The sequence below is a fragment of the Nostoc sp. DedQUE05 genome (assembly GCF_034530955.1).
In the GTDB taxonomy this organism is placed as follows: Bacteria; Cyanobacteriota; Cyanobacteriia; order Cyanobacteriales; family Nostocaceae; genus Nostoc.
Genome location: NZ_JAVRCB010000076.1, coordinates 1 through 26,745, shown reverse-complemented (window position 1 = coordinate 26,745; position 26,745 = coordinate 1). Strand labels below are relative to the sequence as shown.

Below are 26,745 nucleotides of genomic sequence, written 5' to 3'. Positions count from 1 at the left end.
ATGGACATTGCACAGTAGATGACCTCAATTCATCCCTCTATTATGCAACGCCAAAATTCCCTTTTGGTGATAACGACGAATTAGGGAATTAATCATATCTTTCATACTTGTCTAATTTTCATTGCTTCTACTTCGCCAGTTTGAGAATTCACTTTAAAAAGTTTATATTCTCGTTCATACAACACAGGGGTAGAAGCAAGAGAAGAAGGAATTAAGTCTTCCAATCGGCTTTTAGGAGCTTTTTTAGGAATATCAAACCCTAGAGTAATCAACCAGAAGCTTTTATCCTCAGAAAGTTCAACTTCTTCAAGTCTCAAATCTCCTAATGAAGAACCCATCATGTCTTGTATGGATTTTATGTATCCATAGGCAGCATTTACTGCTGTTTTGACATCAATCATAATTTTATTTGATCCCTGACATAAATTTGCCAATTTAATACCTTATTATAGTAATTTATCCTTGGGTACTGGTAATTAGTTAGCACATAAATAGCAAGATCCACTCTACCTATAGCGTTTCTTTGCTAGTAAGTGCAATATTCTTTCAGATAACTTTAATAACAATCAATTGAGTAAATCTGAATTGTGGGAAATATTTTGCAAAAACTCTCTGACTTCTATTGGTTTGCGGAGAATAATAACTTGCTGGTTTGGTGTGAATTGACTAAGTTTTTCTAAAATTCCAGGGCGATGAGTAATTGGGTATGACCAGATATACTTGAGAAATTCGCAATTCAATCTTTCAAGACAATCTGATGCCATATCAAATCGAGATTGTCCTGCATATATAAAGCGAGGTTTAATTACTCGCGATAAACATAAAAGCCGGGGAAAGTCCAAAAAAATTACCGTATCTGCAACCGACAAACGAAGGTCGAGAGTAGCGCCATAATTACCATCCATAATCCAAGATTCTCGTCGGGTTAGGTCTTGGATAATACTTTGCCATTCAGTTTTTGGAGTCTCAACCCAACCAGGATTCCAGTACCAAGCATCCAAGTGAATCACTTCTAAACTTAAGATGGTTCCCAATTCACGGGCCAGGGTAGATTTACCAGCACCTCCAGAACCAATGATTAAGATTTTCTTCACCTTAGATGTGCATCTCCCTTTTCAAGCTCAAGAGGTAAGCATTGCTCACCCAAATAACCGTCTTCAGGGCAACTCAATACGCCGCTACAATAGTACCACTACAAGGATTATGCCCAAATTATTGATATTATGACCACTGCTACGACCGTAAAAACTGAGTATGAAGCGATTATTGGTTTAGAAACCCATTGTCAGCTGAGTACCAACACCAAGATTTTCTCTAATAGCTCTACGGCATTCGGCTCTGACCCCAATACTAACATTGACCCGGTTTGTATGGGTTTACCTGGGGTCTTACCTGTACTCAATGAAAAAGTATTAGAATACGCCGTCAAAGCTGGTTTGGCACTAAATTGTCAAATCGCTAAATATAGCAAATTTGACCGTAAACAGTATTTTTATCCAGATTTACCGAAAAATTACCAAATTTCTCAATACGATCTACCGATCGCAGAACACGGTTGGTTAGAAATTGAGTTGGTAGATGCTGAGGGTAATCCAATTCGCAAACGCATTGGCATTACACGTCTGCACATGGAGGAAGATGCTGGAAAATTGGTACACGCAGGTAGCGATCGCCTCTCCGGTTCTTCCTATTCTCTGGTAGACTACAATCGCGCAGGTATCCCATTAGTAGAAATTGTTTCCGAACCCGATCTGCGTTCTGGACTAGAAGCTGCTGAATATGCCGAAGAGTTGCGTCGGATTGTCCGGTATCTCGGCGTAAGTGACGGCAACATGGAACAAGGATCTCTGCGCTGCGATGTCAACATTTCCGTGCGTCCAGTAGGACGAAAGGAATTTGGCACCAAGGTAGAAATAAAAAACATGAACTCCTTCAGCGCCATCCAACGGGCGATTGACTACGAAATTGAACGCCAAATCGCTGCCATCGAAGCAGGCGATCGCATCATCCAAGAAACTCGACTGTGGCAAGAAGGCGCTCAATGCACAAGTAGTATGCGCGTGAAAGAAGGTTCTAGTGATTACCGCTACTTCCCCGAACCAGATTTAGCACCAATCGAGGTGTCAAATGCACAATTAGAGCAATGGCGTAGCGAACTACCAGAATTACCAGCCCAAAAACGCCATCATTATGAAAATGAGTTGGGGCTTTCCCCTTACGATGCGCGAGTGTTAACAGAAGATCGTTCAATAGCCGAATATTTTGAAACTGCGATCGCATCTGGAGCAAATCCCAAAGCTGCTGCCAACTGGATTACTCAAGATATTGCCGCCCACCTCAATAAGCAAAAACTCACTATTAGTCAAATCGGGCTGACTCCCACCAATTTAGCAGATATTATCACTCGCATTGAAACGGGCAAAATTAGCAATGCTCAAGCTAAACAAAAGTTGCCAGATTTGCTTAGTGGTATTTCTCCTGAAAAAGCCTTTGCTGGTCTTGAGTTAATCACCGATCCTAGTGTACTGGAACCTATTGTCGATGAAGTCATAGCCGCCAATCCCAAAGAACTAGAAAAGTATCGCAACGGTAACACCAACCTCAAAGGCTTCTTTGTCGGACAAGTTCTCAAAAAGACAGACAAACGTGCCGATCCTAAGCTGACTAACGAATTGGTCGAGAAAAAACTGAACGCTTAGAGTTTCGGTCAAGCTAGCTTTGCTGGGTGAGGAAGTAGGAGGAGCAGGGGAGCAGGGGAGCAGGGGAGAAGTTTCAGTAAGGTTTTTCCCCTCTGCCTCTTCTGCCAATCCCCCATGCCCAATTCCCAATTCCCCGACTAAGTATTTTCCCGGTCTTGCTTCACACAATCTTCATATAAAAGCTGGTGACAACCCTCATACGTAAAATGATATGCTGTGGTAAGTAGATGCACCCTGATGATCTGGAGAGCTGCCTAAGTAGCTCTCTTTTTTATTTTATTTTCGTGGTATTTACGGATAAATTTCAAAATTTTTAGAAATAGCCTCAATAAATAAGTATTAACCCTTAAAAAGTAAATGAGAGAGATTAGTAAGTAGATGTATCCTAACGATCTACAGAGCAACCCAAGTAACTCTCTTTTTTTTGTTTTAGTTTTTCGTCATAAGAAAGGTAAAAACAATTATGCCAATCGCCAACTGGTGCATTATTATTGCCATCAGCAAATAAACTCACAATAAAAAGGACTGGGGACTGGGGAAGTAGGGCAAAACTAATAACTCTTAACTCCTAACTCAGCACTGAGAACTTTTCCAAGGCACTTTTGTAAAGTACATATTGACCTATCTAACCTGATAGTTGTAAAGGAAGAATGATGGCAGATTGGCAAAAAATCACAGGTGGTATCACAGCGCCAAGGGGGTATCAGGCGGCGGGAATTACCGCAGGATTGAAACCTTCGGGGTTGCCAGATTTAGCTTTGATATTCTCAGAGGTGGAAGCGATCGCAGCTGGTGTATTTACCACCAGCCAAGTGAAAGCTGCCTGCGTAGAATATTGTCGCCAACGCTTGCAAGCCAAACAAAGCGCTCGTGCCATCCTCTGCAACGCTGGACAAGCAAACGCCGCGACAGGAACTCAAGGCAACCTTGATACCCTAGAATCTGCTCTAGCAGTAGCCCAAGCCCTGAACATCTCGTCTGAATCTGTGTTATTGGCTTCCACTGGTGTAATTGGTCAAAGAATTAAGATGGATGCTTTGCGAAGTGGAATTCCTAAAGTAGTAGCAGCACTATCAGCAACAGGTTCAGATGCTGCTGCTGGGGCGATTATTACTACAGACTTGGTAACAAAATCCATTGCTCTACAGACAACTATAAGCGATCGCCCGGTAAGAATTGGCGGCATTGCCAAAGGTTCCGGCATGATTCACCCCAATATGGCAACCATGCTGGCATTTGTGACTTGTGATGCCGTGGTTTCGCCTCATCTTTGGCAGCAGATGTTAGCCAGGGCAGCTGATAGAAGCTTTAATTCCATTACTGTGGATGGTGACACCAGCACCAATGACAGCTTAATTGCCTTGGCAAACGGTCAATCTCGCACCCCAGCAATTACAGAATGGGGCGCAGAAGCAGAGAAATTAGAGGCGATGTTAACAGCAGTTTGCCAGCATTTAGCCAAAGCGATCGCTCGTGATGGTGAAGGTGCAACCTGTCTAATAGAAGTAGAAGTAACAGGGGCCCATGATGAAATTTCAGCCCGACAAATAGCCAAAACCATCGCCGGTTCATCCTTAGTTAAATCTGCAATCTTTGGACGCGATCCAAATTGGGGACGCATCGCCGCCGCTGCCGGACGTGCAGGTGTACCCTTTGAGCAAGAAAACCTGCAAATTAAGCTAGGGAATTTCTTAATGTTAGAAAATGGACAACCTCTGCAATTTGACCGTGCAGCAGCAAGTGCTTATTTGAAAAAAGCATCAATGGGTGCTTATCTTCAAGAAGATACAGTGTCAATCTCCGTTAACGTTGGCAATGGTTATGGTGTAGGTAAAGCTTGGGGTTGTGATTTGAGTTATGACTACGTGAAAATTAACGCCGAATACACTACCTGAACTACTCCAATTGTTTGCCTTGTAGAGACGCGATTCATCGCGTCTTTACCCAAGGATGTGTTGCAATCATTAATTGAACGTGAGTTCGATGAACCTCTCCCTCCCAACCTCCCTCTCCCACGGGGAGAGGGAGGAGCAACGATAAATTAGGGTTTTGGCTCCCCTCTCTGTGTCCAAGAGAGGTTGGGGGAGAGGTCAAAAAAGGGCTTGTCGAACTCACGTTAATTGAATTGGTATCACAATAGTCTTACGCTTTCTCATGCTGTGGCTGGATGGGAGAAAATGCCTAAGAAGCATATAGAACTTAGAAGGAAGAGATACTTCAAGCTCAGTTCACAAATCGCTCAGTTGGATAGTACACAATTGCGTTCTCTCTTTGACACTAGTGAGTCGAATGAGTCGAGTACGGGTTGGGGGATGAATCACATCATCGTCCTTGAGGAATCCAAGGTCTTTGTGAAACGTGTTCCGGTTACAAACATCGAATTTGACAATCTGTTCTCCACCAGAAACCTCTATGACCTGCCGACTTACTGTAATTACGGCTTCGGTTCTACCGGTTTTGGGGTCTTCCGGGAACTTGTTACCCATATCAAGACAACTAACTGGGTATTGTCGGGCGTAATTGCCACTTTCCCACTGATGTACCATTATCGGATTATTCCTTTCTCCGGGCGGCGTGCGGATGTCGATATGGAACATCTAAAAGATTATGTGGAGTACTGGGGCAATAGTGCCAACGCCGGGAATTATATGTTAGATAGAGCGATCGCTAACTATGAGTTGGTTCTATTTCTAGAATACATACCACATATTCTGGAAACATGGCTGCAAGACAACCCCAACAAACTTCAGAAACCCCTGGATGACTTATGCACTACGATTACCTTTTTGAGAAAGAAGGGAATTATCCACTTTGACGCACATTTTCGCAATATTCTCACCGACGGGAAGCAGACATATTTGACCGATTTTGGTTTGGTACTTGATAAGAGTTTTACGTTGACTAAAGATGAAGAATCTTTTTTTAAGCAGAACACATTTTATGACTACGGAGAAGTCTTGCGGAATCTTGGTCATCTGATTCGATCGCCGTATGATTTGTGTTCGGAGAAAGATAAACGCCGGATTATGGAAAAATATGGCATCAAAGAAGGCTTAAAACCTTATGAACTGCGGTCTATATTACTCGATAACATTGAGCAGATACATGCTGATGGAGCCATGAAGTTAGATAAGTTTTATGTTGCCAGCATCATCAAGTACCGCAGTATCATTGCGCTGATGCAAGACTTCTTTTCTGATATGTGGGTAAATAACAACAAAGACACTAAACTTCGTCACAAAGAACTACGGCTGCTGCTTAAAGAGACAGGGTTTATTCGTGGTGTTGGAAACGGCAGATAGTTGCGATCGCAAGATAATAAATACACCTATTTGGGGTATTTGCTTAGGTCTTCAACTTTCCCAGCCTTACCATCTTGCTCTCACCGCAGTGCGCTCCTAAATTATAGGGATAACATAATGGTTGTGATAAATAAAAACTTATATATGACAAATAACTATTAAAATTAAGTTACAAAAGAAGTGAAGACAGGAAATCATAAGGTAAACATAATACTCATCATAAATAAGAGTTTATATATTAGAAATTCTTCCTATAGTTAACTAAAATAGATAAACTTTTCCTTATACATCCAATCTAATATTTATTTAATAATCTCGACTCCAAGTTAACAATTTCGGCTTCAAAGGCTGTAAACTGATTTCAACAAGGTGAATGACACCTCTGCATCACACTATAAAAGCAGAGCCAATAATTTAACCGAGTTTTTATATACCTAGCTATTTCATTCATGAAATGGCTGCGATCGCTTGGCAAAATATAGCTTGATTAATCATTAATAATGCAAGAAACCAAGATTTTTTGCCTAAATTGTCATAGCTATAAAAAATAACATTTACGTTTTCAGGAGATATTTATGACAGAATTTTTTAATCAAATTTCTCGCCGCAAATTCATCTTCACAGCCGGAGTATCTGCGAGTGCTGTATTGCTCAAAGGCTGTTTGGGTAATCCTCCTGAAAACCTGACTGGTGGAAGCTCTCAAGCACAGCCAACTGCTCAAACGGTTGCTAATATTAGCCCCGAACAAACACCAGAAACTACTACAGTTAAGTTAGGATATATTCCCATTGTAGAAGCGGCTCCTTTAATTATTGCTAAAGAAAAAGGCTTTTTTGCCAAGTATGGGATGACTAATGTTGACCTTTCCAAACAAGCTTCTTGGGGTGCAGCAAGGGACAACGTAGAAATTGGTTCTGCTGGTGGTGGTATAGATGGCGGTCAATGGCAGATGCCAATGCCACATTTAATTACAGAAGGTTTAATTACCAAGGGGAATCAAAAAATTCCCATGTATGTATTATGTCAGTTGATTACGCATGGAAATGGAATTGCGATCGCAAACAAGCACCAAGGCAAAGGTATTAGTTTACAACTCGCCAGCGCTAAGTCTTTGCTTAAGGAATTAAAATCTTCAACACCCTTCACAGCTGCATTTACCTTTCCCCATGTCAACCAAGATTTATGGATTCGCTACTGGTTAGCAGCAGGCGGCTTAGACCCGGATGCAGATGTCAAATTGCTCACAGTACCAGCAGCGCAAACTGTGGCCAACATGAAAACAGGAACAATGGATGCCTTTAGTACAGGCGACCCCTGGCCTTATCGTCTTGTTCAAGAAAAAATTGGCTATGTAGCAGCATTAACCGCAGAAATTTGGAAAAATCATCCTGAAGAATATATTGCCATGAGAGGCGACTGGGTTGATAAAAATCCCAAGGCTACCAAAGCAATTTTAAAAGGAATCATGGAAGCCCAACAGTGGTTAGATAATTTTGACAACCGCAAAGAAGCGGCTGAAATTCTGGCTGGACGAAATTATTTCAATCTTTCGTCACCCGAAATTCTCGCAGATCCATACCAAGGCAAATATGACATGGGCGATGGTCGCAAAATTGATGATAAATCAATGGCTGCTTACTATTGGAAAGATGGAAAAGGTAATGTTTCTTATCCATATAAAAGTCACGATTTATGGTTTATCACTGAAAACGTTCGTTGGGGATTCTTACCAAAAGATTACGTAGACAATAATGCTGCTAAGGCTAGAGAACTTATCAACAAAGTCAACCGTGAAGATATTTGGAAAGAAGCTGCCAAAGAAGCTGGGATTGCTACTGCTGATATTCCTACAAATACATCCCGTGGTGTAGAAGAGTTTTTTGATGGCATCAAATTTGACCCTGAAAAGCCAGAAGAATATTTAAAGAGTTTGAAAATCAAAAAAATCAGTATTTAGAGGCACGATTAACCTCTTGTAGAGACGCGATTCATCGCGTCTAAAACAAATAACAAATAAAATTTGCGGAGAATACAGCATCATGACACTCGCCCAAAAACGCCCTGCAAGCCCTAGATTGAATAATAGCTTTATCTCCAGCCTGAAAAAGCAATTTCCTGACCTGATACCACCAACGATCGCGATCGCCATCTTCCTGATTCTCTGGCAACTCTTCGCTTGGATTCCGGGAGCCACATTACCAGGGCCAATACAAGTTATCCAAGACACTTGGGTTCTAATTTTCTGGCCATTTTATGACCGAGGTGGCATTGATAAAGGTCTATTTTGGCAGATTCTCGCTAGTCTGCAACGAGTTGCCATCAGTTATACCCTAGCTGCGATCGTTGGTATTGCCTTGGGCATTTTGATTGGGGTTAATAAAACCATGTCCAAAGCTTTAGACCCCATCTTTCAACTACTGCGGACAGTACCACCTCTAGCTTGGGTTCCGATTTCTTTAGCAGCTTTACGACAAAACGAACCCGCAGCCTTATTCGTAATTTTCATCACCGCCATTTGGCCCATCTTAATTAATACTGCTGTTGGCGTTACCCAAATTCCCCAAGATTACAACAACGTCGCCAAAGTTCTGCAACTTAGCCGCAAAGAATATTTCACCAATATCTTGATTCCTGCGGCATTACCCTACATCTTTACTGGATTGAGAATTGCGATCGGTTTAGCTTGGTTAGCGATTATCGCCGCCGAAATTGTCATGTCCGGTATTGTCGGCATCGGCTTTTTTATCTGGGATGCCTATCAAAATAACAACGTCAGCGAAGTAATTTTAGCTCTAGTTTATATCGGCGTTGTTGGGTTGCTTCTAGATAAAGCGATGGGTTGGCTGCAAAACAAGATTTTACCAGCAGAGCAAAAATAGGGACTGGGGACTGGGAAAGAATTTTCTTAATTCCCAATTTCTAATTCCCAATTTCTAATTCCCAATTCCTAATCCCTAATCCCCAATCCCTAATCCCCAATCCCCAATCCCCTATCCCCTATCCCCTATGTTCGTAGCTGTCGATCAAATTGAAAAAGTTTTTGAATTAACTGGTGGTGGCAAATATATTGCCCTTAAAGGAATCGACCTCCAAATTAAAAAAGGAGAATTCATTTCTTTGATTGGTCACTCCGGTTGCGGTAAATCCACACTGTTAAATATGATTGCGGGTTTGGATTTGCCAACTGAAGGTATTGTCACTCTCGAAGGACAAAGAATCACCAAACCCGGCCCAGACAGAATGGTGGTGTTCCAAAATTATTCGCTATTACCTTGGCGGACGGTAAGAGAAAATATTGCCCTCGCTGTGGACTCAGTAATGAAAGGTTCACCCGCAGCCGAACGCCAAGCCATTGTCGAAAAACATATAAATATGGTGGGTTTGCGTCCTCATGCTGATAAACAACCGGGAATGTTATCAGGTGGACAAAAGCAGCGAGTTGCGATCGCCCGCGCCTTAGCGATTCGTCCTAAATTACTCTTGCTAGATGAACCATTTGGTGCATTAGATGCACTCACACGCGGCAATTTGCAAGAACAACTGATGCAAATCTGCGAAGAAAATGAAGTTACCGCCGTGATGGTGACACATGATGTCGATGAAGCAGTGCTGTTATCTGACAGAATCGTGATGTTAACCAACGGCCCCGAATCTAAAATCGGCGACATTTTAGAAGTAGATATTCCCAGACCCCGGAAGCGGATGGAAGTAGTAGAACATCCCAGCTACTACAGCTTGCGGAGTGAGATGATTTACTTCCTCAATCAGCAAAAACGCATCAAGAAAATTCGGGCGCGGAAAACTGCCGACATTGCCCGTCATGGATTAGAAAAAGTTAACCTAGAAATTGGCTTTTTACCTCTGACAGCTTGCGCCCCTTTAGCTGTTGCTAAAGAAAAAGGCTTCTTTCTCAAGCACGGTTTAGATGAAGTTAACCTGGTGCGCGAAAGTAGCTGGCGGGGTATAGAAGATGGCATAAGTGGTGGTTACTTGGATGCGGCTCAAATGCCTTCAGGGATGCCGATGTGGCTTTCTTTGGGAGGACATAATAACCAACCTCTACCCGTTGTTACTGCCCTTACCATGACTCGCAACGGTAACGCCATCACCTTGGCAAAACGCTTTTACGACCAAGGCGTGCAAACCTTATCAGATTTCAGAAATCACCTGATTCTCACCCACGAACAACGGCACACAATGGGCGTAGTGCATCCCGCATCGATGCACAACTTGCTGTTGCGTTACTGGCTAGCGGCTGGTGGAATTGACCCCGATAGCGATGTGGATATGAAGACCATTCCCCCAGCGCAGATGGTAGCTGACTTAAAAGCTGGAAGCATTGATGGTTACTGTGTAGGTGAACCTTGGAACTACCGCGCGGCTGTGGAAGGTGTCGGTTTTACCATCGCTACCGACTTAGAAGTTTGGCTGGGACACCCAGGTAAAGTTCTTGGTGTGCGGGAAGATTGGGCAGAAAATTATCCAAATACGCATATCGCCTTGACTAAAGCTTTGTTAGAAGCTTGTCAGTATTGTGCAAATCCCGAAAATACCGAAGAAATTCGGCAAATTTTAGCAGGGCGAGATTACGTCAGCACTGATTTAGAATACATTCAACTCGAAGATCCAGATAGTCTCACCTGTGACTTAGACCATCCGTTGCGGGATTATGCCCATCACCAGTTTTATTCTGAGTCCGCCATTAACCGCCCCAGCCGTACTGAGCAAATTTGGATTATGAGTCAATTGGCGCGTTGGGGTGATACTCCCTTCCCCAGAAATTGGGTAGAAGTTGTGGAACGGGTGTGTCGCGTGCGTGTTTTCAGTACCGCCGCACGGGAATTAGGTTTGGATATCAGCTATATTCGCCAACCGATCAAACTGTTCGATGGTACTCCCTTTAACGCCGACGATCCGATCGCTTATCTCAACAGCTTGAAAATTAAACGTGATTTTTCAGTCGCGGAAGTTGTTCTTGATGCACCCAGAAGGAGACTCGCCTCATAAAAAAATCGTGAGAGAAAGAGGGAGTGGGAGAAATAGGATATCATCCATGAACCTCTGAACTCCGTTAACGAGTATTTGAACTGGATGAATCCACCTTTTATCTCCGTTAATGAGTATTTGAACTGGATGAATCCACCTTTTATCTCCGTTAACGAGTATTTGAACTGGATGAATCCACCTTTTTACTCCGTTAACGAGTATTTGAACCGGATGAATCCACCTTTTTACTCCGTTAACGAGTATTTGAACTGGATGAATCCACCTTTTTACTCCGTTAACGAGTATTTGAACCGGATGAATCCACCTTTTATCTCCGTTAACGATCTGACTTTTTACATCATCTGAAAAAACCAGCAAAAGACCTAACCCCTTACCCCCTTCCCTACAAGGGAAGGGGAAAAATTCAAAGTCTCTCTCCTTTGAAGAGAGAGATTTAGAGAGAGGTCAGAATATTCATTTGCACATCGCCTACATTAAGCTTTTTAATCTCCAAATACCAAATACCATGCAAAACCGCAACTCAACAGCTACAAACACACTAGAAAAACCATTCGCCACTACAAGCACCAGTCGCAGACCTTTCCTAGAAATTAAAGACGTTACCAAAGTTTATCCGACAAAGAAAGGCCCCTTCACTGTACTCGACGGCGTTAACCTCAACGTCGAACAGGGGGAGTTTATTTGCGTCATCGGCCACTCTGGCTGTGGCAAATCGACGCTGTTAAATATGGTATCCGGTTTTAACTTTCCCACCTCCGGGCAAGTGTTACTCGAAGGAGAACCCATTACCAAACCAGGCCCAGACAGGATGGTTGTCTTCCAAAACTACGCCTTGCTACCGTGGCGGACTGCTTTTGAAAACATCTACTTAGCTGTTAACGCCGTTTATCCCAATAAACCACAAGCTGAAAAAAGAGCGATCGTCCGCGATCATTTGGCAATGGTGGGACTGGCTGATGCAATGGAAAAGAAACCAATGCAAATGTCCGGCGGGATGAGACAAAGAGTTTCTATCGCCCGTGCTTTGGCAATTCGTCCAAAAGTCTTAATTTTAGATGAACCTTTTGGGGCGCTGGATGCGATTACCAAAGAAGAATTACAAGAAGAATTGCTCAAAATTTGGGGCGATAACCGTTGTACAGTGCTGATGATTACCCACGACATCGACGAGGCACTATTTTTAGCAGACAAATTGGTAATGATGACCAATGGCCCCCACGCGAAAATTGGTGAAGTTATGGAAATTCCTTTTTCTCGTCCGCGCGATCGCAGCCGCATCATGGAAGATCCCCAATATTACCAACTGCGTAACTATGCCCTAGACTTCCTCTTTAACCGCTTTGCCCATGATGATGTAGGTTAAGCGCGATCGTCATTAGACCTGCCTTAAAAATAGGGACTGGGGACTGTGGGAAGAGATATTTTTATTGTTCCTTGTGAGTTCCACTCATGAAGTCTCTTGCAAAAATATATTTTTGCACTCTTAGGGAAAAAGAAAAAGGTTAAAGGGAAAGGATTTTGAGTTTCTTTTCCCTTTCCCCTTTGCCCCGACAAATGCCAGGAAGTCTATTCTCATTTTTGCAAAATAGTACCAGATGGTAGCGGGAAGAACCATGCAATCAGTAGGGGCAATTCATGGATTGCCCTTACAACTACCTCTACAAGTTATAAAGTATGTGTAGAGCGAGTATGTTGAGAAAAAATCTGTATGACCAGCTACCCAGAAACCCTAACTAGTAATAACGAATCCGTTAATGCTTTAATCGGCGAGACGACGAGCATTAACCATCTTGAGGTAATTGAAAATGTCATCGACTCTTTGGAACAAGATGATAGTGCGATGGTTAGCCACACTCCAGAGGGTGGTTATCTCTGGAAGTTTAAGTATGGAAGCGTGGAAGTATTTGTCCAACTCAACGGCACAACCGATGAAGACACAATAACGGTTTGGTCTGCGGTGCTAAATTTACCTGCCAAAGATGAACCTAAGTTGATGCGGTATCTTTTGGAGTTGAACTGCTCTAGTACTTTTGAAGCGCGTTTCGGTATTATTGAAAACCGAGTGGTTGTAATATCGACACGCACCTTAGCAGAGTTATCTCCTGGCGAAGTGTCTCGGCTAATTACCATTGTGGCAACGATCGCTGATAATAACGATGAAGCCTTACAATCTGAATTTGGTGCGGCTTAAGGAATTTTAGATTTTGATTGGGCTATTGCTACATCCGATGTATAGCAATCCGGTTTGGGGAAATCTGCAAAGACTTTTTTCTGTGTACCAATTAAAAAGCGCCTGGGAGTGTTGCCGTGTTTCCACCCCAGGCGCTTTTTATTTTTAACTTGCTCCTCACACAATTAGATAGTATCACTGCTTCAATCAAAAGGCCAGTCTAGTAAGTGACACTTTTAGAACTGACTGCCAATTTAATTTGGGTTTATATTTCTTTGACTTGATCCTATCTGCATTTTGGGTGCGATCGCTCCAGAAAGGCGGTTTGCTTGACAGACGCGATCGCATCCACGTTATGTGTTGGCTTACTGATTTCATTACACAGCCGCTTTATTGGTAATCACCAGCCCTCAAAAGGTGAGTTAGGGAGGATCGAGGCTTTACAAGTCGTAACATAACTAATTAAATAATTATTAAAAATATATGCATCCTTTAATTAATGCCTGAAACTTTTTAGTAATCAATCAAACTCTCAAATAAATATTAGCACTCAATGCTTGTAAGTGCTAATTTATAGTTGAAGTTTAACGCCTATGATATAGACCAAAACTACACTTTTTGTAGATGCTTTAGTTCCTTTCCAGATATTATTTTAGAAATAGAAAAAACTAAATATTTCCTGTCAGTAATATAAAATTGGGAGTAGTGGCATGAAATACACTTTTGATATTGTAGGAATATCTCCACTTTTGCAGTTTTTTAATCAGCAACAGCAAAACGAGCAAAAACCACCCCACCAAGGTGTGGAATACTTGGGAATGCATACGTGTACGCTAGATACATTTTTAGAATCGGTAGAATCAGTTCCAGCAAAGTGGGATTGGAATTTGGATCAAGTGGTAGATACCGTGATTCAGTTTTGGTTGAATAACTCAGACAGTATTCGTTATTGGAAAGTGCGTTTAAATGATGCTGGTAAGGATAATTTACTAGTCACAAGGTTGGCGGATATAACCGCCTTACAAGCTGAATTTGAATCCCTGCTAAATAAGGAGTGGTGAAGAAATCGTTAGAATTGAAAAATAATTCAGGAGGGGAGCAACCTCTGCTTTGCCTCCAGTCAAAATCAATTATTTACTCTGTTATTCTCGTTCTCAAGTATTTTGAGAACTTGGAGATATAAATTTTCGACTCTTTTTGTCTGAACTTCACCAAATGACGCATAGTGAGTTAAGCTAGGAGCGCCATTTACTTCAATAATTGTATAATCTTCCATTGGTGAGGTTATATCACTAGCAAGAATATCCACACCTGATAATCTCAACTCCATATCTTTTGTAATATTTACTGCTAATTTTTTAAAATCAGGATGGATATTATCAGTGAAATCTATTGCCTCACCTCCAGTTGATAAATTTGCATTATCTAAAAGATAAACTATATTATTCTTAGGTATAACATTACTAAAATTTAGCTTCTGTCTTCGCAAGTTTTTTTGGATTCTGTAATCTTCAAAATCTATAATTTCTTGTCTACCATTTTTGATAAAAGTTTCCTGCTTCTGTTGCATAAGTTGCAAAACAGTAGATTGACCATCTCCGACGATCGATAAAGGAATTCTTTGATATGCCGAAATTACTTCATCATCAAGTACTACGATTCTATAATCATTGCCACTATAGAATCGCTCAACAATAAATCCTGAGATTTTTTGCAAGATTTTTTTAGCTACTTGGTAATATTCTTGTTTATTGTAAACCTTGGTAACAAACATTCCTTGGCTAAGATTGATCGGCTTGACAATTACAGGAAATCCCAACTCCTGAGCATAATAAAATCCTGCATCTATATTTCTAGAATTAGCTATCTCTTCGCATAATTCGTCACTAAAAAACGTTTTTCCTTCAGTAACCTTATAGCCAAATTTATTCAAAAAAAAGTTTGAAACTGCTTTGTCTTTAGCAATTGCCACTGAGCCAAAAGAATTAATACTAAACCTGGTATTACGAAAAAAGGTTTTATTGCCGTTTTTAAATGTAATCAATCCCATAAAAGTGCATTCTGGGTCTATTAAAACTACTGCTTCTATTTCCTCTGCTATTTTTTGAATTATTGATGTTAAAAATGGTGTTTTCATTATCGATAACCATAATTTCGTCGAAAAGATTTTAACTATTTTGTGACAATTAGTCAAGAATTGTCAATTTCAACAATTGCACTATGCTTTGTCCCTAAAACTCTAGTCAAAAGCTGAAGGAAAATTCATTTTTGAATATTTCAATAAACTCTGAAAATTTAATTATTCTCAACTAACTATAAAAAATGTAAATGCCTGCAATGTAGCTTTACTAATCACACTATGGAAAAATTAAGAGTGTGTACGTGCTGATTAATTCTATGTATATTATTCATTTTCTCTTCAGCTTTTAAATAGTATTTTTTCAGACATTAATGTTTGTTTTAGCACTGATGCGGACTTTACTTATGTGTATACATACAAATAATGCAAACCTAATAATTCTCAAACTTTCTGCTAGAACATTGTTGTGTCCTGGAAACAATTGCAACTTAAGGCTTTGAGAGTCATTGCCACCTGAAAATTTGAACTTGATTGGTCTAAAATATAGGCTTCAGTGTTGACAATTTATTAATAATCGAATAACAAGGTGGCAGCAGCATTAAAAAAAGCGTTGGTGCATTCCTACCTAGAAACTAATTAACGCCCTTCATTAAACTTCATACGGTTAACATAATTATGCCAGAAAATACGGATAACAAAACTTCCCAATCAGACAATCAAACTCTTGCGTATAAAGAACGCCTCAATTCTTGGGCGATCGCTCGTCAACTTCCTAATACGCAACGGGAGATTGTTGCTCGCTTCCGCAGCCGTTCTGATGCCGATGGCTATATGCGACACCTTCCTCAAGAAATACCAGATGCTTCCTACATGGTTGTTTTTGATTGTCAACGCCAAGAAGCTGCAATTTAAAGTACAAGCGAATGGCATTAACCCTTGTTTTTAGTCCAATATGCTTGGCTTAAGGGTTATTGGTCTTTCAAGACACGATAAATCAAGACGCGATAAATCGCGTCTCTACAATCTGGTTTTGAATTTTCATTACCCTTTTGTTGCGATCGCAGGCGTAGTCTACTTAAAATTTGCGCGAACCACTATATTTAATTTGCTTTCCAGCAAGAGGCTTAGATCCCCGACTTACTTCAAGAAGTTGGGGATCTTTTGGTTTCTAGTACCTTCTACCATCTCAATTAACGTCAGGCTGTACTACTGAAAATTAGCAGTTCTCATACTAATTTTCGGTGAAGCTGCACATTGTTTTGGCCCCTGCCAACCTTACCAAGGAGATGTGCCGCAGGTGGTGGGATTTTTTACTATGCGTATTCATAAATAAAATAATTGGTATCAAAACAAGTGTAATTATAATTAGAAATGATTAAACTTTTCGTAAAATACATAAACATATTGATATATTAACTAAAAATAAATTCCGTAAATCCCCCCTTGCTACTGATATTTTAGATTACTTAAAAGTAAAAGTTAGTGCAATAAGCCCTGAAAATTCTAGAGAGTTAATAAGTGGAAAAACAGCACCTATATAACTGGTTCAAAGCTGTGAGATTTTTTCGTCAACAAGAATTACTTGCCCTGTTGCTGGGGATTTTCTTCTCAATCTCTGTATTCCTACTCTGGCAGAGACTTTTAATCCAAAATCCGGGATTATCAACACAAGTAGAATTGATTGCAGGGTTATTAGTTATTGTCACGCTAACATTATCAATTTATTTTGCCTTGGCAATGAAAGTAAGAAATCAACAAATAACAGCAATCAATCAGGAGTTAACTCACAGGATTTTTGAACAGAAACAGGTAGAAATTGCCCTGATCGCCAGTGAAAATCGTTTGCGACAGTTGGTGGAAACTGTCAAAGTCATCCCTTGGGAATTGGACTTGAAAACTTGGCGATTTATTTATGTTGGGCCACAAGCGGTAGACTTGCTAAATTATCCGATCGCAGAGTGGTACGAGGAAAATTTTTGGGTTAATCATCTGCATCCAGATGACAAGGAAAAGTCTGTTCGTTTTTGTCAAGAAGCAGCTGCTAGGTGCGAAAATCACGAATTGGAATATCGGATGTTAGCTGCTGATGGGCGAGTTGTTTGGCTGCGAGACATTGTTAGTGTCGTTGAGGAAGCCGGAACTGCGATCGGGCTGAGGGGATTTATGTTTGACATTACTGATTTAAAGCTGGTTGAAGAAACCTTGAGGCTGAGGGAGAGGGCACTTGCCGCTACCAGTAATGGAATTATGATTGCCGATGCCAAAATCGCCTACAATCCCATTATTTACGTTAACCCTGCCTTTGAGCAAATAACAGGCTACAGTGTTACTGATGTAATTGGGCAAAACTGTCGATTTTTGCAACGCACAGATACCCAGCAACCAGCACTTAATGAATTGCGCTCATCTATTCAAGCTGGAAGAAGTTGCAAAGTTGTTCTCCGCAACTATCGCAAAGATGATACTTTGTTTTGGAATGAATTGAGTATTTCTCCGATTCATGATCACAATGGTGAGTTAAGCCACTTCATTGGCATTCAGAGAGATATTAGCGATGTCTACAAAGAGCTTTGCTTACGCAAGCAAGCCGAAGCCAATCTACGTCGGCAAGCTCTCACCTTTGAAAATATGCATGATGGCGTAATTATCACAGATTTAACCGGAAGTATTATTGACTGGAATCCTGCTGCCAAAGGTATGTTTGGCTATACCAAAGCCGAGATTTTAGCTCAACATCCCAGTATTTTGCATCAGCCGGAAGTAGCCGCAACATTAAGCGCCGAAATTTTGTCAACAGTCAACCAGCAAGGACGCTGGTCAGGGGAAATACACTTTATTCGCAAAGATGGCAGTGAGGGAATTTGCGAAACAACCGTAGTCGCTTTACAGGATGAACAGGGGGAAACTGTTGCCACTGTTGGCATCAATCATGACATTACTGAAAACAAACGAGCTAAAGAGGCACTGCAAAGGCAATTACATCGCACCTTACTACTTGAAAAAATTACTCAGGAAATTCGTCAAAGTCTTGATACCAAAAAAATTTTTGAGACAGCTGCTACCCAAATTGGACAAACATTTGCTGCCGATCGCTGTCTGATCCACTCTTACATTAGTAACCCCACACCGCAAATTCCCCTAGTAGCAGAATATAATACACTCCCTGGTTACTGCTCTGTATTGAAATTGGAAGTTCCTATGACTAACAATCCCCATGTCGAGCAGATGATGACCCAAGAAAGTGCGATCGCTTCTCCAAATGTCTACGTTGAGCCTTTACTGCAAATGGTTCAGCCTATCTGCCGAGAAATTGGGCTGAAGTCTATGCTGTCAATCCGCACTTCCTATCAAGGAGAACCCAATGGAGCGATCGGTTTACATCAGTGCAGCTATTTTCGCCAATGGACACAAGACGAAATCGAATTACTAGAAGCTGTGGCGGCTCAACTAGGTATTGCTCTAGCACATGCTCACTTACTGGAACAAGAAACACGCCAACGTGAAGAACTTACCTTGAAAAACTTTGCCTTGGAGCAGGCAAAACGTCAAGCAGAAGCCGCAAATCGGGCAAAAAGTGAGTTTTTGGCAATGATGAGCCATGAAATTCGGACTCCAATGAATGCTGTTATTGCCATGACAGGTCTATTGCTGGATACTGACCTTACACCTCAACAGCAAGACTTTCTGGAAATAGTTCACAGTAGCGGAGATACTTTACTCACCATCATCAACGATATTCTAGATTTCTCCAAAATTGAGTCGGGCAAACTGGAATTAGAAGAACAGCCTTTTAGTTTAAGAGCTTGTGTGGAGGAGGCTATTTCCTTTTTAGCTCCGAAAGCTGCCCAAAAGGATATCGAACTAGTTTATCTGATCCAGCCCCAAGTTCCCATTGAGATCGTCGGTGATTTGACTCGTCTGCGCCAAGTTTTGATGAATCTTCTCAATAATGCGATCAAGTTTACCGAAACCGGAGAAGTATTACTCTCTGTTGAGCTGGGGATTGGGGACTGGCGAGCAGGGGAGCAGAAAAGAAGAAGTACCAGTAAGTCTTTCCCTTCTGCCCCTATGCTCCTCTGCCCCTCTGCCTCTTATGCCCAATCCCCGATACCTGTTGAAAAAGAGCAACTTCTCTACGAAATTCAATTTGCAATCAAAGATACAGGTATTGGTATCGCACCAGAGAAAATAGAGCGATTATTTCAACCTTTCACTCAGGCTGATGTCTCCATGACTCGACGATACGGTGGCACAGGGCTAGGATTGGCGATTAGTAAGCGGCTCAGTAAGATGATGGGCGGCACTCTTTGGGTAGAAAGCCAGGGGTTTGTTGGTGGTAATTCTAGCCCTAGATGGGATAAGAGAAAATTATTATCATTTCCTGACTCTTCACCAGGTTCAACATTTTACTTCACCATTATTACCAAAGTGGCTGCTCAATCAGAACAAGCTGAATTAAGCACTTCAACCCTGCTTGCATCCAAGCGACTATTGATTGTGGATGATAATTTAACCAATCGCCAAATTCTTAGCTTGCAAGCTGAGTCTTGGAAGATGGAAACTTATGCTGCCAAATCTGGAAAAGAAGCTTTAGTTAAACTTGCTCAGGGAACACAGTTTGATATAGCTATTTTAGATATGCAGATGCCGGAAATGGATGGCATAACTCTAGCTCGTCAAATCCGCAAGCAATCTGGTTGTCAAAATCTGCCTTTGGTAATTATGACCTCTTTAGCGAAAGTAGAAACTTTTTCTGATTTTAATGATGTCCAGTTTGCTGCTGCTTTGAGTAAACCCATCAAACACTCTCAACTCTACGATGTTATGACTCGTGTTTTGGGAAATCAGCCGATCCTCGGCAGTATTTCTCATTTTCCCTTGGTAGATCGGCATTTGGTCCATCGGCTGCCACTGCGAATTCTTCTGGCAGAGGACACGGTTGTTAATCAGAAAGTTGCTCTATTGATGCTACAGAAAATAGGTTATGGCGCAGAGGTCGTCAGCAATGGGCTAGAAGCGATCGCAGCTCTGCAAAAACAGCGATTTGACGTAGTGTTGATGGATGTTCATATGCCCAAAATGGATGGTTTAGAAGCAACTCGGAGGATCTGTCAAGAATGGGAGGTGGGTTTTCGTCCTTATATCATCGCCATAACTGCCAATGCCATGCGGGGCGATCGCCAACTTTGTCTTGCTGCTGGTATGGATGACTACATTAGCAAACCCATTCAACTACAAGAGTTAGCTCAGGCACTCAGCAAATGTTCACCCCAAAGAAATTTTGAATTCACTTCCATCGAACAACAAGGGGAAGTAATGGGTCTAGAATTGCAACCTTCGTCAAATATCTTACAGTCAGGGCAAAACCAAATATTAAAAAGTACCAAAATTGATGCCAAAATCCTGCAATCCTTGCAGCTTATGCTTAGAGGAGATCGTGTGGCATTTGCTGAACTAATTGAGTGTTATCTTACAGAGACAGCCAGACTAGTGCAACATATCAGCACAGCGATCGCAACTCAGGATATCCAGACTATATGGCAGACAGCACACAAACTCAAGTCCAGCAGTGCTTCTATTGGAGCGATCGCTTTGGCACACCTTTGCAAGGTGTTAGAAGTACAAGCACGCAGCAGTAACTTAGAAAACAATTTAGAATTACTTTCACTACTGTATCAGGAATATGAACAAGTTAAAACTGCCTTAGAAAAAGAACTCGCGAAGGAAGCACCATGAAAGCCACTGCTCAAGAAAGCCAATCTTTAGTTTTAATTGTTGATGATGAACCTTTTATTCGCATGATACTGCGGCATTTCTTAGAGCGGGAAGGCTATCAAATAGTGGAAGCTCAAAATGGCATAGAGGCAATAAATCTTTTTAACCAATTGCACCCTGATATAGTACTCCTTGATGCCATAATGCCGGATATGGATGGATTCGAGTGTTGCACTCAGTTGGAACTTCTGGATTGTAACAAGCATACTCCAGTTTTAATGATTACAGGACTGGAAGATCAAGAGTCAGTTGACCGTGCATTTGCAGTGGGAGCAATGGATTTTGTTACCAAACCGATTCACTGGCCAGTTTTGCGACAACGGGTAAAACGCTTGATTCAGCAATCTCAGTTACAGCAAAAACTAGAAACCATGAATCTGGAATTGCAGCGATTAGTTACTATCGATGGATTAACTCAAGTAGCCAATCGCCGACGGTTTGAAGAGTATTTTTCCCAAGAGTGGCAGCGTCTAAAACGCGAGCAACGTCCGCTTTCTCTGATTCTTTGCGATGTTGATTTTTTCAAATTATATAATGATACCTATGGTCATCGGGTAGGCGATCGCTGTCTTCAAAAAATTGCTCAAGCCATCAAAGATATTATTAAACGTCCCGGAGATTTAGTTGCCCGTTATGGTGGGGAAGAATTTGCTGTGATTTTACCGAACACAGACACTAAGGGGGCGATTCATGTTGCCGACCAAATTTGTCATGCTGTCCGAGCGCTAGCAATTCCCCATCAAAATTCCCAAGTTAGTTCTCATGTAACTATTAGTGTTGGGTTTACGACAGAAATTCCTCAGCCAGATTCTGACTTAGAAGAAATGATTGCCGCAGCGGATCGGGCGTTGTATCAAGCAAAGGCAGCAGGACGCGATCGCTTTGTGCAAAATATTTTACTACCCGAAAGTACAAATTCCCGCTAATCTGCCAACATTCAGTTATCTGCCCAATGCCCCATGCCCCATGCCCAATGCCCCATGCCCAATGCCCAATGCCCCATGCCCCATTTAAAAATCTACCCCTCGTTTAAGTTCTACGCCTTGATTAGCATAGTGTTTGTGGCAATAAACCTCTGAGTGGACGCTAGCCAAGTCGAAATATGCGGGTGGATTTTGGCAACGGCCAGTGATAATAATTTCGGTATCGCGGGGTTTGCGGAGTAAAGCTTGGACAATGGGTTCAACGGGGAGTAATTCTAAGTCAACGGTGGGATTGAGTTCATCGAGAATAATAGTTTTATACAATCCAGAGGCGATCGCAACTTTTGCAATTTCCCAACCTCGTTCGGCTTCTACATAATCTAATTCTTGTCGGGAATTTCGCCAGACGATCGCATCTCCACCGCAACGCTGATGATCCACTACTTCTGGATATGACTGCTGCAAAGCGGCGATCGCGGCGTCTTCTGTATAGCCGCTACCACCTTTAAGCCACTGCATAATCAATACACGGGTAGACCCTGGATGATTAATTCCTCTACCAATTGCCTGCAAAGCTTTGCCCAAAGCACTAGTAGACTTACCTTTACCAGCACCAGTATAAATTTCAATCCCTTCCAGGAAGAGAGCTTTGGCTGTTGGGTGGTGATGAGGTTTCATTTCTGAGTGCAAATCTGCAATATCGAGCAATTTTTGCGGTGCGGCGCGTCCAGTGGCGATGATTTCCAACTCTTGGGGTTTGGATTTTAATGTCTTTACCACTTCATCCACTGGTAGCAAACCCAAATCCAGAACTGGGTTAATTTCATCTAAGACGACAACTGAATATAAACCACTAGCGATCGCACCTTTGGCGACATCCCAACCTCGCATTGCTTCATCTCGGTCAAAAGTGGTAATTTCCTCATGTCCAAAAAATTCCGCTCTCCCAGTGCGAACCTGGTCAATTAAATGGGGAAACCCGCGTTGTAAAGCTGCGATCGCGCCATCTTCGTCATAATCACGTTCTGGCCCTTTTAAAAACCGCAGCAGTAGAACACGATTAGAATTGCTAGGCGTATTTATTCCCAAGCCAATGGAGCGCAAAACCACTCCCAAAGCCGCTTGAGATTTACCTTTACCCAGACCATCGTAAACGTGAATTTGACCAATAAGCCGTTCTTGACGCACTTGCGCCGTCCGAATCCCAATACCGTTCCTTGTCATCTCTGGAAAAGCTATAACTATGGCAGTCTTTAATCTTACCTAACCTCTTGTACTCTCAGGTAGAGAAACTGCCCCTCTAACGCCTTTGTACAAGGGTTAGTTCGCTCTATTAACAATATCAATAGACCGGAAAGCAAAAGTAACTTTTGCTTTCCGGTTGGGGAAAGGTTAAAGGGGAAGGAATAATTCCATACCTTTACCCTTTACCCCTTACCCCTTACCCTTTTCCCCACTTCTGGAAGAAGTCTAATAGAGGAATACTGGCACACTCGCATAGTAAAGGACAAGAACAATGGGATAATTTCCCCCATCACCCTTACTATCCCAGTTATACTCACTACAGTTAACCCTTACCCCTAAACATTTATGCTTGACAATTGGATGCTTCCCAGGGTTTTTCCCATTGGTGGATTTCTGTTTGACTTTTTATTTGTACTGATTGCTATCCCCATCGAAGCTTATGTTTTGCATTCTCGACTAAAATTTGACAAAAAAACCAGTACTTTTTATGCAATTTCTATCAATCTGTTTTCTAGCGTAATTGGTTGGTTCATATTTTTTGTATCAGAACCAATGTTGCCAATACAAATAAAATCAGAATTAATTAACTATATGTTTTTTAATAATTTTAAATCACCGAACACACAGCCTTTAATTATTTTAACTGCTTGTATAATTTTTTTTACTACGTTTTTGATGAAGTTTTTCATTTTAAGGGTCTTGTTATTCTCATTAAATGAATCATTTGCTCCCAATGAAGAGGAACCTAAAACATCCCAACGCTTGCAACGGCGTCGTTTTACCACCCTGAATTTCCAAAATACTAATTTAGTTACAACTATACTAATAGCAAACTCTCTAAGCTATACTGCAATAACTATTATTTTATTATTTCGTTCAAAATAGCAAGAAATTACTTGTTTAATTCAGAGAAAAAATATTGATTAATCAGGTGTAAGGAGGAATATGAATACGCTACTAAAAGATGCCTTTGGGGCTTTTAAATTTGTTGAAGGGCTTTATGCGGGAATTAGAAAAATATTAATTCCACCTAAAGCTTATTCTTGGCAGACATTTATTTATTTGAGTATTTTTTCTTGGATACTTTCATATTGTGCCACAGGTTATATCAAAGATGTAATTGCCTTTTTCGGTTGGTTATTTTTAATTGCCGGCACAGCTTGGTATACAACTGAAGATCCTTTGAGGGTTCCTGGTACTTTTATGCCAGTCGGGGCAGTAATCACTGGATTCTTAGTGAGTGTTTTTGCATTTGGAGATCAACGAGATATAATTACACCCAGAACAATCGTTTTTTGGCCGACAATTTCAGCACTAATTACGGCAATACCAGAGTTTATCGAAGGAAATGATACCGATGCAAAAGCTCGCATTCCTAAACCACAAGATCGCCAAAGAATCATAATTTTAGTTGCTAGTAGTATGTTGCTAAGTTGCTGGATTCAGTTTCACTTTGTGACGGATAATTGGTTACGACAATATCCCAGTTTGCAGGCAGATACTTTTAAACATAGTACCTTTGTTCCTAGAACAGAAGAATTAGTAAAAATTCCCAAGAACGGCGTTATCATTCTCCAGAAACTTCAACCAATAGTAGTAGAGCAAATAGCCCAAAGACCTTGGTCAGAAGTAGAAAAATGGTTGCTAGATGCAAAACAGCGGGTAGGAAATCTGGGCAGGGAAATTATTAAAAAGAACCTGAGTAAATATGAAGAGAAGGAACTATGGCGCGTTGAACCACGTGTAGCTAATACTAAGTCTGGATATATATTAGATTTATTAAGTATTTGGATAGGCCCGAGTTCTAACCCACGGGGCTATTACTTAAAAAAATCTTGTCGCATTGAACCAGTTGCAGCAACCAATAATTCCGAGAATAAGATTACAGTTGCAGAAATCGAATGCGATCGCGCCAGTAAATTAATTTCTGGTTCACCACCTCCGCAGCAGTGACGAGTGGGGCAGAGGGGCAAGGGAGGCAGGGGAGGCAGAGGAGCAGGGGAAGCAGAGGAGCAGGGGAGGCAGGGGAGGCAGAGGAGCAGGGGAAGCAGAGGGGAGAATAATAATTTCTGACAAATGACAAATGACCAATGACCAATGACCAATGACAAATGACCAATGACAAATGACAAATGACTATTAACAGAATTTTTGTATTGGCAAAGAATGTGTTTCAGGAAGTGGTACGCGATCGCATCTTATATATTATTGGTTTTTATGCGCTAGTACTTGCCACTGCCTTCCGCGTCCTTCCTGAATTTGCAGCTACGGCTGAAGATAAAATGTTTTTAGACTTTGGGATGGCAGCGATGAATGCCATCGGGTTAATTATTACGATATTTATTGGTACGGGACTAATTAATAAAGAAATTGAAAAACGCACTATTTTAGTATTAATTGCCAAACCCGTTAGTCGCAGCGAAATTATCGTCGGCAAATACTTGGGTTTATCCGCAGTTCTAGCTGTACTTGTTGCCACGATGACAGTAATTTATCTGGTATTTCTGCAAATTGGTAATATTCCTCATCCTACGGCAAGCATTCTAATTGCTGGAATTTTCTTATTTTTGCAGTTGTCATTAATTACTGCCGTGGCTATTACCTTTGGTGTTTTTACTGCTTCTCTGCTAGCGACTGTTTTAACCTTTGCGGTATATTTAATCGGAAATATTACTCAAGATTTAGTACAACTTGGTCGTCTGAGCCGTAACCCTGGTATGGAACGTCTAACTCAAGCTTTGTTTCTTTTCTTACCAGATTTATCTCGATTAGATTTGAAAAATGATGCCGTTTATGGTCTGCAAGCACTACCTGACACTACTGCACTGATTATGAATGCTGGTTATGGCTTACTTTATAGTGCCATGTTGTTAGCGATCGCTATTTTGATCTTTTCACAACGCGAATTTTAGACATTGGGCATTGGGCATTGGGCACAAGAGGCAGAGGGGCAGAGGGGCAGAGGAGCACAGGGGAAAGACTTAGTGCAACTTCTCCCCTGCTCCCCTGCTCCTGGCTATCCAAACTGTATTGTTTACACATCTACAAGGGTTGAGTGCCTTGGCTAGATGCTTTTTGTGCAATAGTTTTCAAGCGAGTTGCTCTGCTTTTACGGATACGTTCACTTTTGCGAACTCCACCAGCCATCTCATATTCGCGGCTATCTTTGCCATATTTAAAGCCGATTCCCATGAGCATTTTTTCGGAGAAACCACCCAAGGTTTGTTCTAACTCTTCAATTTCTACTTTGGAAGAGTCAATCGTGCTGAGAGCAGTATTATGAGCTTCTAACTTGCTGCGTAATTGCTCAATTAGTTCTGTCAGTATTTTTAAATTACAAGTCTCTCCAAGATCCAGATTGGCATCAATTGCTTTGAGTCCAGCAAATCTTAACTCAGCATTTTCTAGAACGCGGGATGTACGTTTTCTCAAAGACATAAATTTAGTTACTTGTAATATTTATACAGTTACTATGCCCCATTAAAAATCTAGGACTTACGCATTGACAAGGTTGCCAAGAAGTGAATTCAGGGAAAACAAGGA

21 protein-coding genes are annotated in these 26,745 nt (G+C 41.4%); 16 read left to right on the top strand and 5 right to left on the bottom strand.

Features of this window, described 5'->3' with window-relative positions:
• Positions 1-101 precede the first annotated feature (101 nt).
• Both RMZ42_RS33505 and RMZ42_RS33500 read right to left on the bottom strand, forming a co-directional pair.
• A complete protein-coding gene (locus RMZ42_RS33505) occupies positions 102-401 on the bottom strand; it encodes a hypothetical protein (protein WP_322675481.1) in 300 nt (99 codons plus the stop codon).
• A gap of 165 nt (positions 402-566) precedes the next feature.
• On the bottom strand, positions 567-1,094 hold the full coding sequence (locus RMZ42_RS33500) for a DNA topology modulation protein (protein ID WP_322675480.1): 528 nt from the start codon (positions 1,092-1,094) through the stop codon (positions 567-569).
• Positions 1,095-1,223: 129 nt separating this feature from the next.
• Here RMZ42_RS33500 and gatB point away from each other — a divergent pair, with 129 nt between their 5' ends.
• From gatB to RMZ42_RS33450, 10 genes are all read left to right on the top strand, one after another.
• Entirely contained in the window at positions 1,224-2,699 is a 1,476-nt protein-coding gene (gene gatB, locus RMZ42_RS33495; RefSeq protein ID WP_322675479.1) for an Asp-tRNA(Asn)/Glu-tRNA(Gln) amidotransferase subunit GatB, read from the top strand.
• Between the two features lie 653 nt (positions 2,700-3,352).
• The gene (gene argJ, locus RMZ42_RS33490) at positions 3,353-4,594 is read left to right on the top strand and encodes a bifunctional ornithine acetyltransferase/N-acetylglutamate synthase (protein WP_322675482.1); all 1,242 of its coding nucleotides are present in this window, start codon (positions 3,353-3,355) and stop codon (positions 4,592-4,594) included.
• Positions 4,595-5,050: 456 nt separating this feature from the next.
• Entirely contained in the window at positions 5,051-6,001 is a 951-nt protein-coding gene (locus RMZ42_RS33485; RefSeq protein ID WP_322675478.1) for a hypothetical protein, read from the top strand.
• Between the two features lie 575 nt (positions 6,002-6,576).
• Positions 6,577-7,959 carry a CmpA/NrtA family ABC transporter substrate-binding protein gene (locus RMZ42_RS33480; RefSeq protein WP_322675477.1) on the top strand — a complete coding sequence of 461 codons (1,383 nt, stop codon included), beginning with the start codon at positions 6,577-6,579 and terminating at the stop codon, positions 7,957-7,959.
• 82 nt (positions 7,960-8,041) lie between these two features.
• Positions 8,042-8,881 (top strand): nitrate ABC transporter permease, encoded by an 840-nt coding sequence (ntrB, locus tag RMZ42_RS33475; protein ID WP_322675476.1) that lies wholly within the window; start codon positions 8,042-8,044, stop codon positions 8,879-8,881.
• A 127-nt stretch (positions 8,882-9,008) separates the two neighbouring features.
• Positions 9,009-11,009, top strand: coding sequence for a nitrate ABC transporter ATP-binding protein (locus RMZ42_RS33470; RefSeq protein WP_322675475.1), 2,001 nt, complete (start codon positions 9,009-9,011; stop codon positions 11,007-11,009).
• Positions 11,010-11,093: 84 nt separating this feature from the next.
• Complete coding sequence (locus RMZ42_RS33465) at positions 11,094-11,354, top strand: hypothetical protein (RefSeq protein ID WP_322675474.1); 261 nt, start codon at positions 11,094-11,096, stop codon at positions 11,352-11,354.
• Positions 11,355-11,514: 160 nt separating this feature from the next.
• Complete coding sequence (locus tag RMZ42_RS33460) at positions 11,515-12,372, top strand: nitrate ABC transporter ATP-binding protein (RefSeq protein ID WP_322675473.1); 858 nt, start codon at positions 11,515-11,517, stop codon at positions 12,370-12,372.
• A gap of 345 nt (positions 12,373-12,717) precedes the next feature.
• Positions 12,718-13,200, top strand: coding sequence for a YbjN domain-containing protein (locus RMZ42_RS33455; RefSeq protein WP_322675472.1), 483 nt, complete (start codon positions 12,718-12,720; stop codon positions 13,198-13,200).
• 689 nt (positions 13,201-13,889) lie between these two features.
• The gene (locus RMZ42_RS33450; protein WP_322675471.1) at positions 13,890-14,240 is read left to right on the top strand and encodes a hypothetical protein; all 351 of its coding nucleotides are present in this window, start codon (positions 13,890-13,892) and stop codon (positions 14,238-14,240) included.
• Between the two features lie 65 nt (positions 14,241-14,305).
• Here RMZ42_RS33450 and RMZ42_RS33445 read toward each other — a convergent pair whose 3' ends face one another.
• A complete protein-coding gene (locus RMZ42_RS33445; RefSeq protein ID WP_322675470.1) occupies positions 14,306-15,316 on the bottom strand; it encodes a cyanophycin synthetase in 1,011 nt (336 codons plus the stop codon).
• Between the two features lie 618 nt (positions 15,317-15,934).
• Here RMZ42_RS33445 and RMZ42_RS33440 point away from each other — a divergent pair.
• From RMZ42_RS33440 to RMZ42_RS33430, 3 genes are all read left to right on the top strand, one after another.
• Complete coding sequence (locus RMZ42_RS33440) at positions 15,935-16,171, top strand: hypothetical protein (RefSeq protein WP_322675469.1); 237 nt, start codon at positions 15,935-15,937, stop codon at positions 16,169-16,171.
• 606 nt (positions 16,172-16,777) lie between these two features.
• On the top strand, positions 16,778-20,995 hold the full coding sequence (locus tag RMZ42_RS33435; RefSeq protein ID WP_322675468.1) for a PAS domain S-box protein: 4,218 nt from the start codon (positions 16,778-16,780) through the stop codon (positions 20,993-20,995).
• On the top strand, positions 20,992-21,960 hold the full coding sequence (locus RMZ42_RS33430; RefSeq protein ID WP_322675467.1) for a PleD family two-component system response regulator: 969 nt from the start codon (positions 20,992-20,994) through the stop codon (positions 21,958-21,960). The genes RMZ42_RS33435 and RMZ42_RS33430 overlap by 4 nt, the downstream gene beginning before the upstream one ends.
• An 84-nt stretch (positions 21,961-22,044) precedes the next feature.
• Here RMZ42_RS33430 and RMZ42_RS33425 read toward each other — a convergent pair whose 3' ends face one another.
• Entirely contained in the window at positions 22,045-23,181 is a 1,137-nt protein-coding gene (locus RMZ42_RS33425) for a cob(I)yrinic acid a,c-diamide adenosyltransferase (RefSeq protein ID WP_322675466.1), read from the bottom strand.
• Positions 23,182-23,547: 366 nt separating this feature from the next.
• On the opposite strand from RMZ42_RS33425, the gene fraC reads away from it, so the two are divergent.
• The 3 genes from fraC to RMZ42_RS33410 all read left to right on the top strand — a co-directional run bounded on the left by fraC (position 23,548) and on the right by RMZ42_RS33410 (position 26,114).
• Positions 23,548-24,087, top strand: a complete 540-nt coding sequence (fraC, locus tag RMZ42_RS33420) for a filament integrity protein FraC (protein ID WP_322675465.1) — start codon at positions 23,548-23,550, stop codon at positions 24,085-24,087.
• A 60-nt stretch (positions 24,088-24,147) separates the two neighbouring features.
• Positions 24,148-25,155 (top strand): septal junction protein FraD, encoded by a 1,008-nt coding sequence (gene fraD / locus RMZ42_RS33415; RefSeq protein WP_322675464.1) that lies wholly within the window; start codon positions 24,148-24,150, stop codon positions 25,153-25,155.
• Positions 25,156-25,334: 179 nt separating this feature from the next.
• Positions 25,335-26,114, top strand: a complete 780-nt coding sequence (locus RMZ42_RS33410; RefSeq protein ID WP_322675463.1) for an ABC transporter permease — start codon at positions 25,335-25,337, stop codon at positions 26,112-26,114.
• Positions 26,115-26,244: 130 nt separating this feature from the next.
• Here the strand turns inward: RMZ42_RS33410 and RMZ42_RS33405 are convergent, their stop codons facing one another.
• Positions 26,245-26,640 (bottom strand): hypothetical protein, encoded by a 396-nt coding sequence (locus RMZ42_RS33405; protein ID WP_322675462.1) that lies wholly within the window; start codon positions 26,638-26,640, stop codon positions 26,245-26,247.
• Positions 26,641-26,745 lie beyond the last annotated feature (105 nt).

Coding starts and splice junctions, on each gene's coding strand:
- RMZ42_RS33505 (WP_322675481.1), bottom strand. CDS start 401: ATGATTGATGTCAAAACAGCAGTAAATGCTGCCTATGGATACATAAAA.
- gatB (WP_322675479.1), top strand. CDS start 1,224: ATGACCACTGCTACGACCGTAAAAACTGAGTATGAAGCGATTATTGGT.
- argJ (WP_322675482.1), top strand. CDS start 3,353: ATGGCAGATTGGCAAAAAATCACAGGTGGTATCACAGCGCCAAGGGGG.
- RMZ42_RS33480 (WP_322675477.1), top strand. CDS start 6,577: ATGACAGAATTTTTTAATCAAATTTCTCGCCGCAAATTCATCTTCACA.
- ntrB (WP_322675476.1), top strand. CDS start 8,042: ATGACACTCGCCCAAAAACGCCCTGCAAGCCCTAGATTGAATAATAGC.
- RMZ42_RS33470 (WP_322675475.1), top strand. CDS start 9,009: ATGTTCGTAGCTGTCGATCAAATTGAAAAAGTTTTTGAATTAACTGGT.
- RMZ42_RS33465 (WP_322675474.1), top strand. CDS start 11,094: ATGAATCCACCTTTTATCTCCGTTAATGAGTATTTGAACTGGATGAAT.
- RMZ42_RS33460 (WP_322675473.1), top strand. CDS start 11,515: ATGCAAAACCGCAACTCAACAGCTACAAACACACTAGAAAAACCATTC.
- RMZ42_RS33455 (WP_322675472.1), top strand. CDS start 12,718: ATGACCAGCTACCCAGAAACCCTAACTAGTAATAACGAATCCGTTAAT.
- RMZ42_RS33450 (WP_322675471.1), top strand. CDS start 13,890: ATGAAATACACTTTTGATATTGTAGGAATATCTCCACTTTTGCAGTTT.
- RMZ42_RS33445 (WP_322675470.1), bottom strand. CDS start 15,316: ATGAAAACACCATTTTTAACATCAATAATTCAAAAAATAGCAGAGGAA.
- RMZ42_RS33440 (WP_322675469.1), top strand. CDS start 15,935: ATGCCAGAAAATACGGATAACAAAACTTCCCAATCAGACAATCAAACT.
- RMZ42_RS33430 (WP_322675467.1), top strand. CDS start 20,992: ATGAAAGCCACTGCTCAAGAAAGCCAATCTTTAGTTTTAATTGTTGAT.
- RMZ42_RS33425 (WP_322675466.1), bottom strand. CDS start 23,181: ATGACAAGGAACGGTATTGGGATTCGGACGGCGCAAGTGCGTCAAGAA.
- fraC (WP_322675465.1), top strand. CDS start 23,548: ATGCTTGACAATTGGATGCTTCCCAGGGTTTTTCCCATTGGTGGATTT.
- fraD (WP_322675464.1), top strand. CDS start 24,148: ATGAATACGCTACTAAAAGATGCCTTTGGGGCTTTTAAATTTGTTGAA.
- RMZ42_RS33410 (WP_322675463.1), top strand. CDS start 25,335: ATGACTATTAACAGAATTTTTGTATTGGCAAAGAATGTGTTTCAGGAA.
- RMZ42_RS33405 (WP_322675462.1), bottom strand. CDS start 26,640: ATGTCTTTGAGAAAACGTACATCCCGCGTTCTAGAAAATGCTGAGTTA.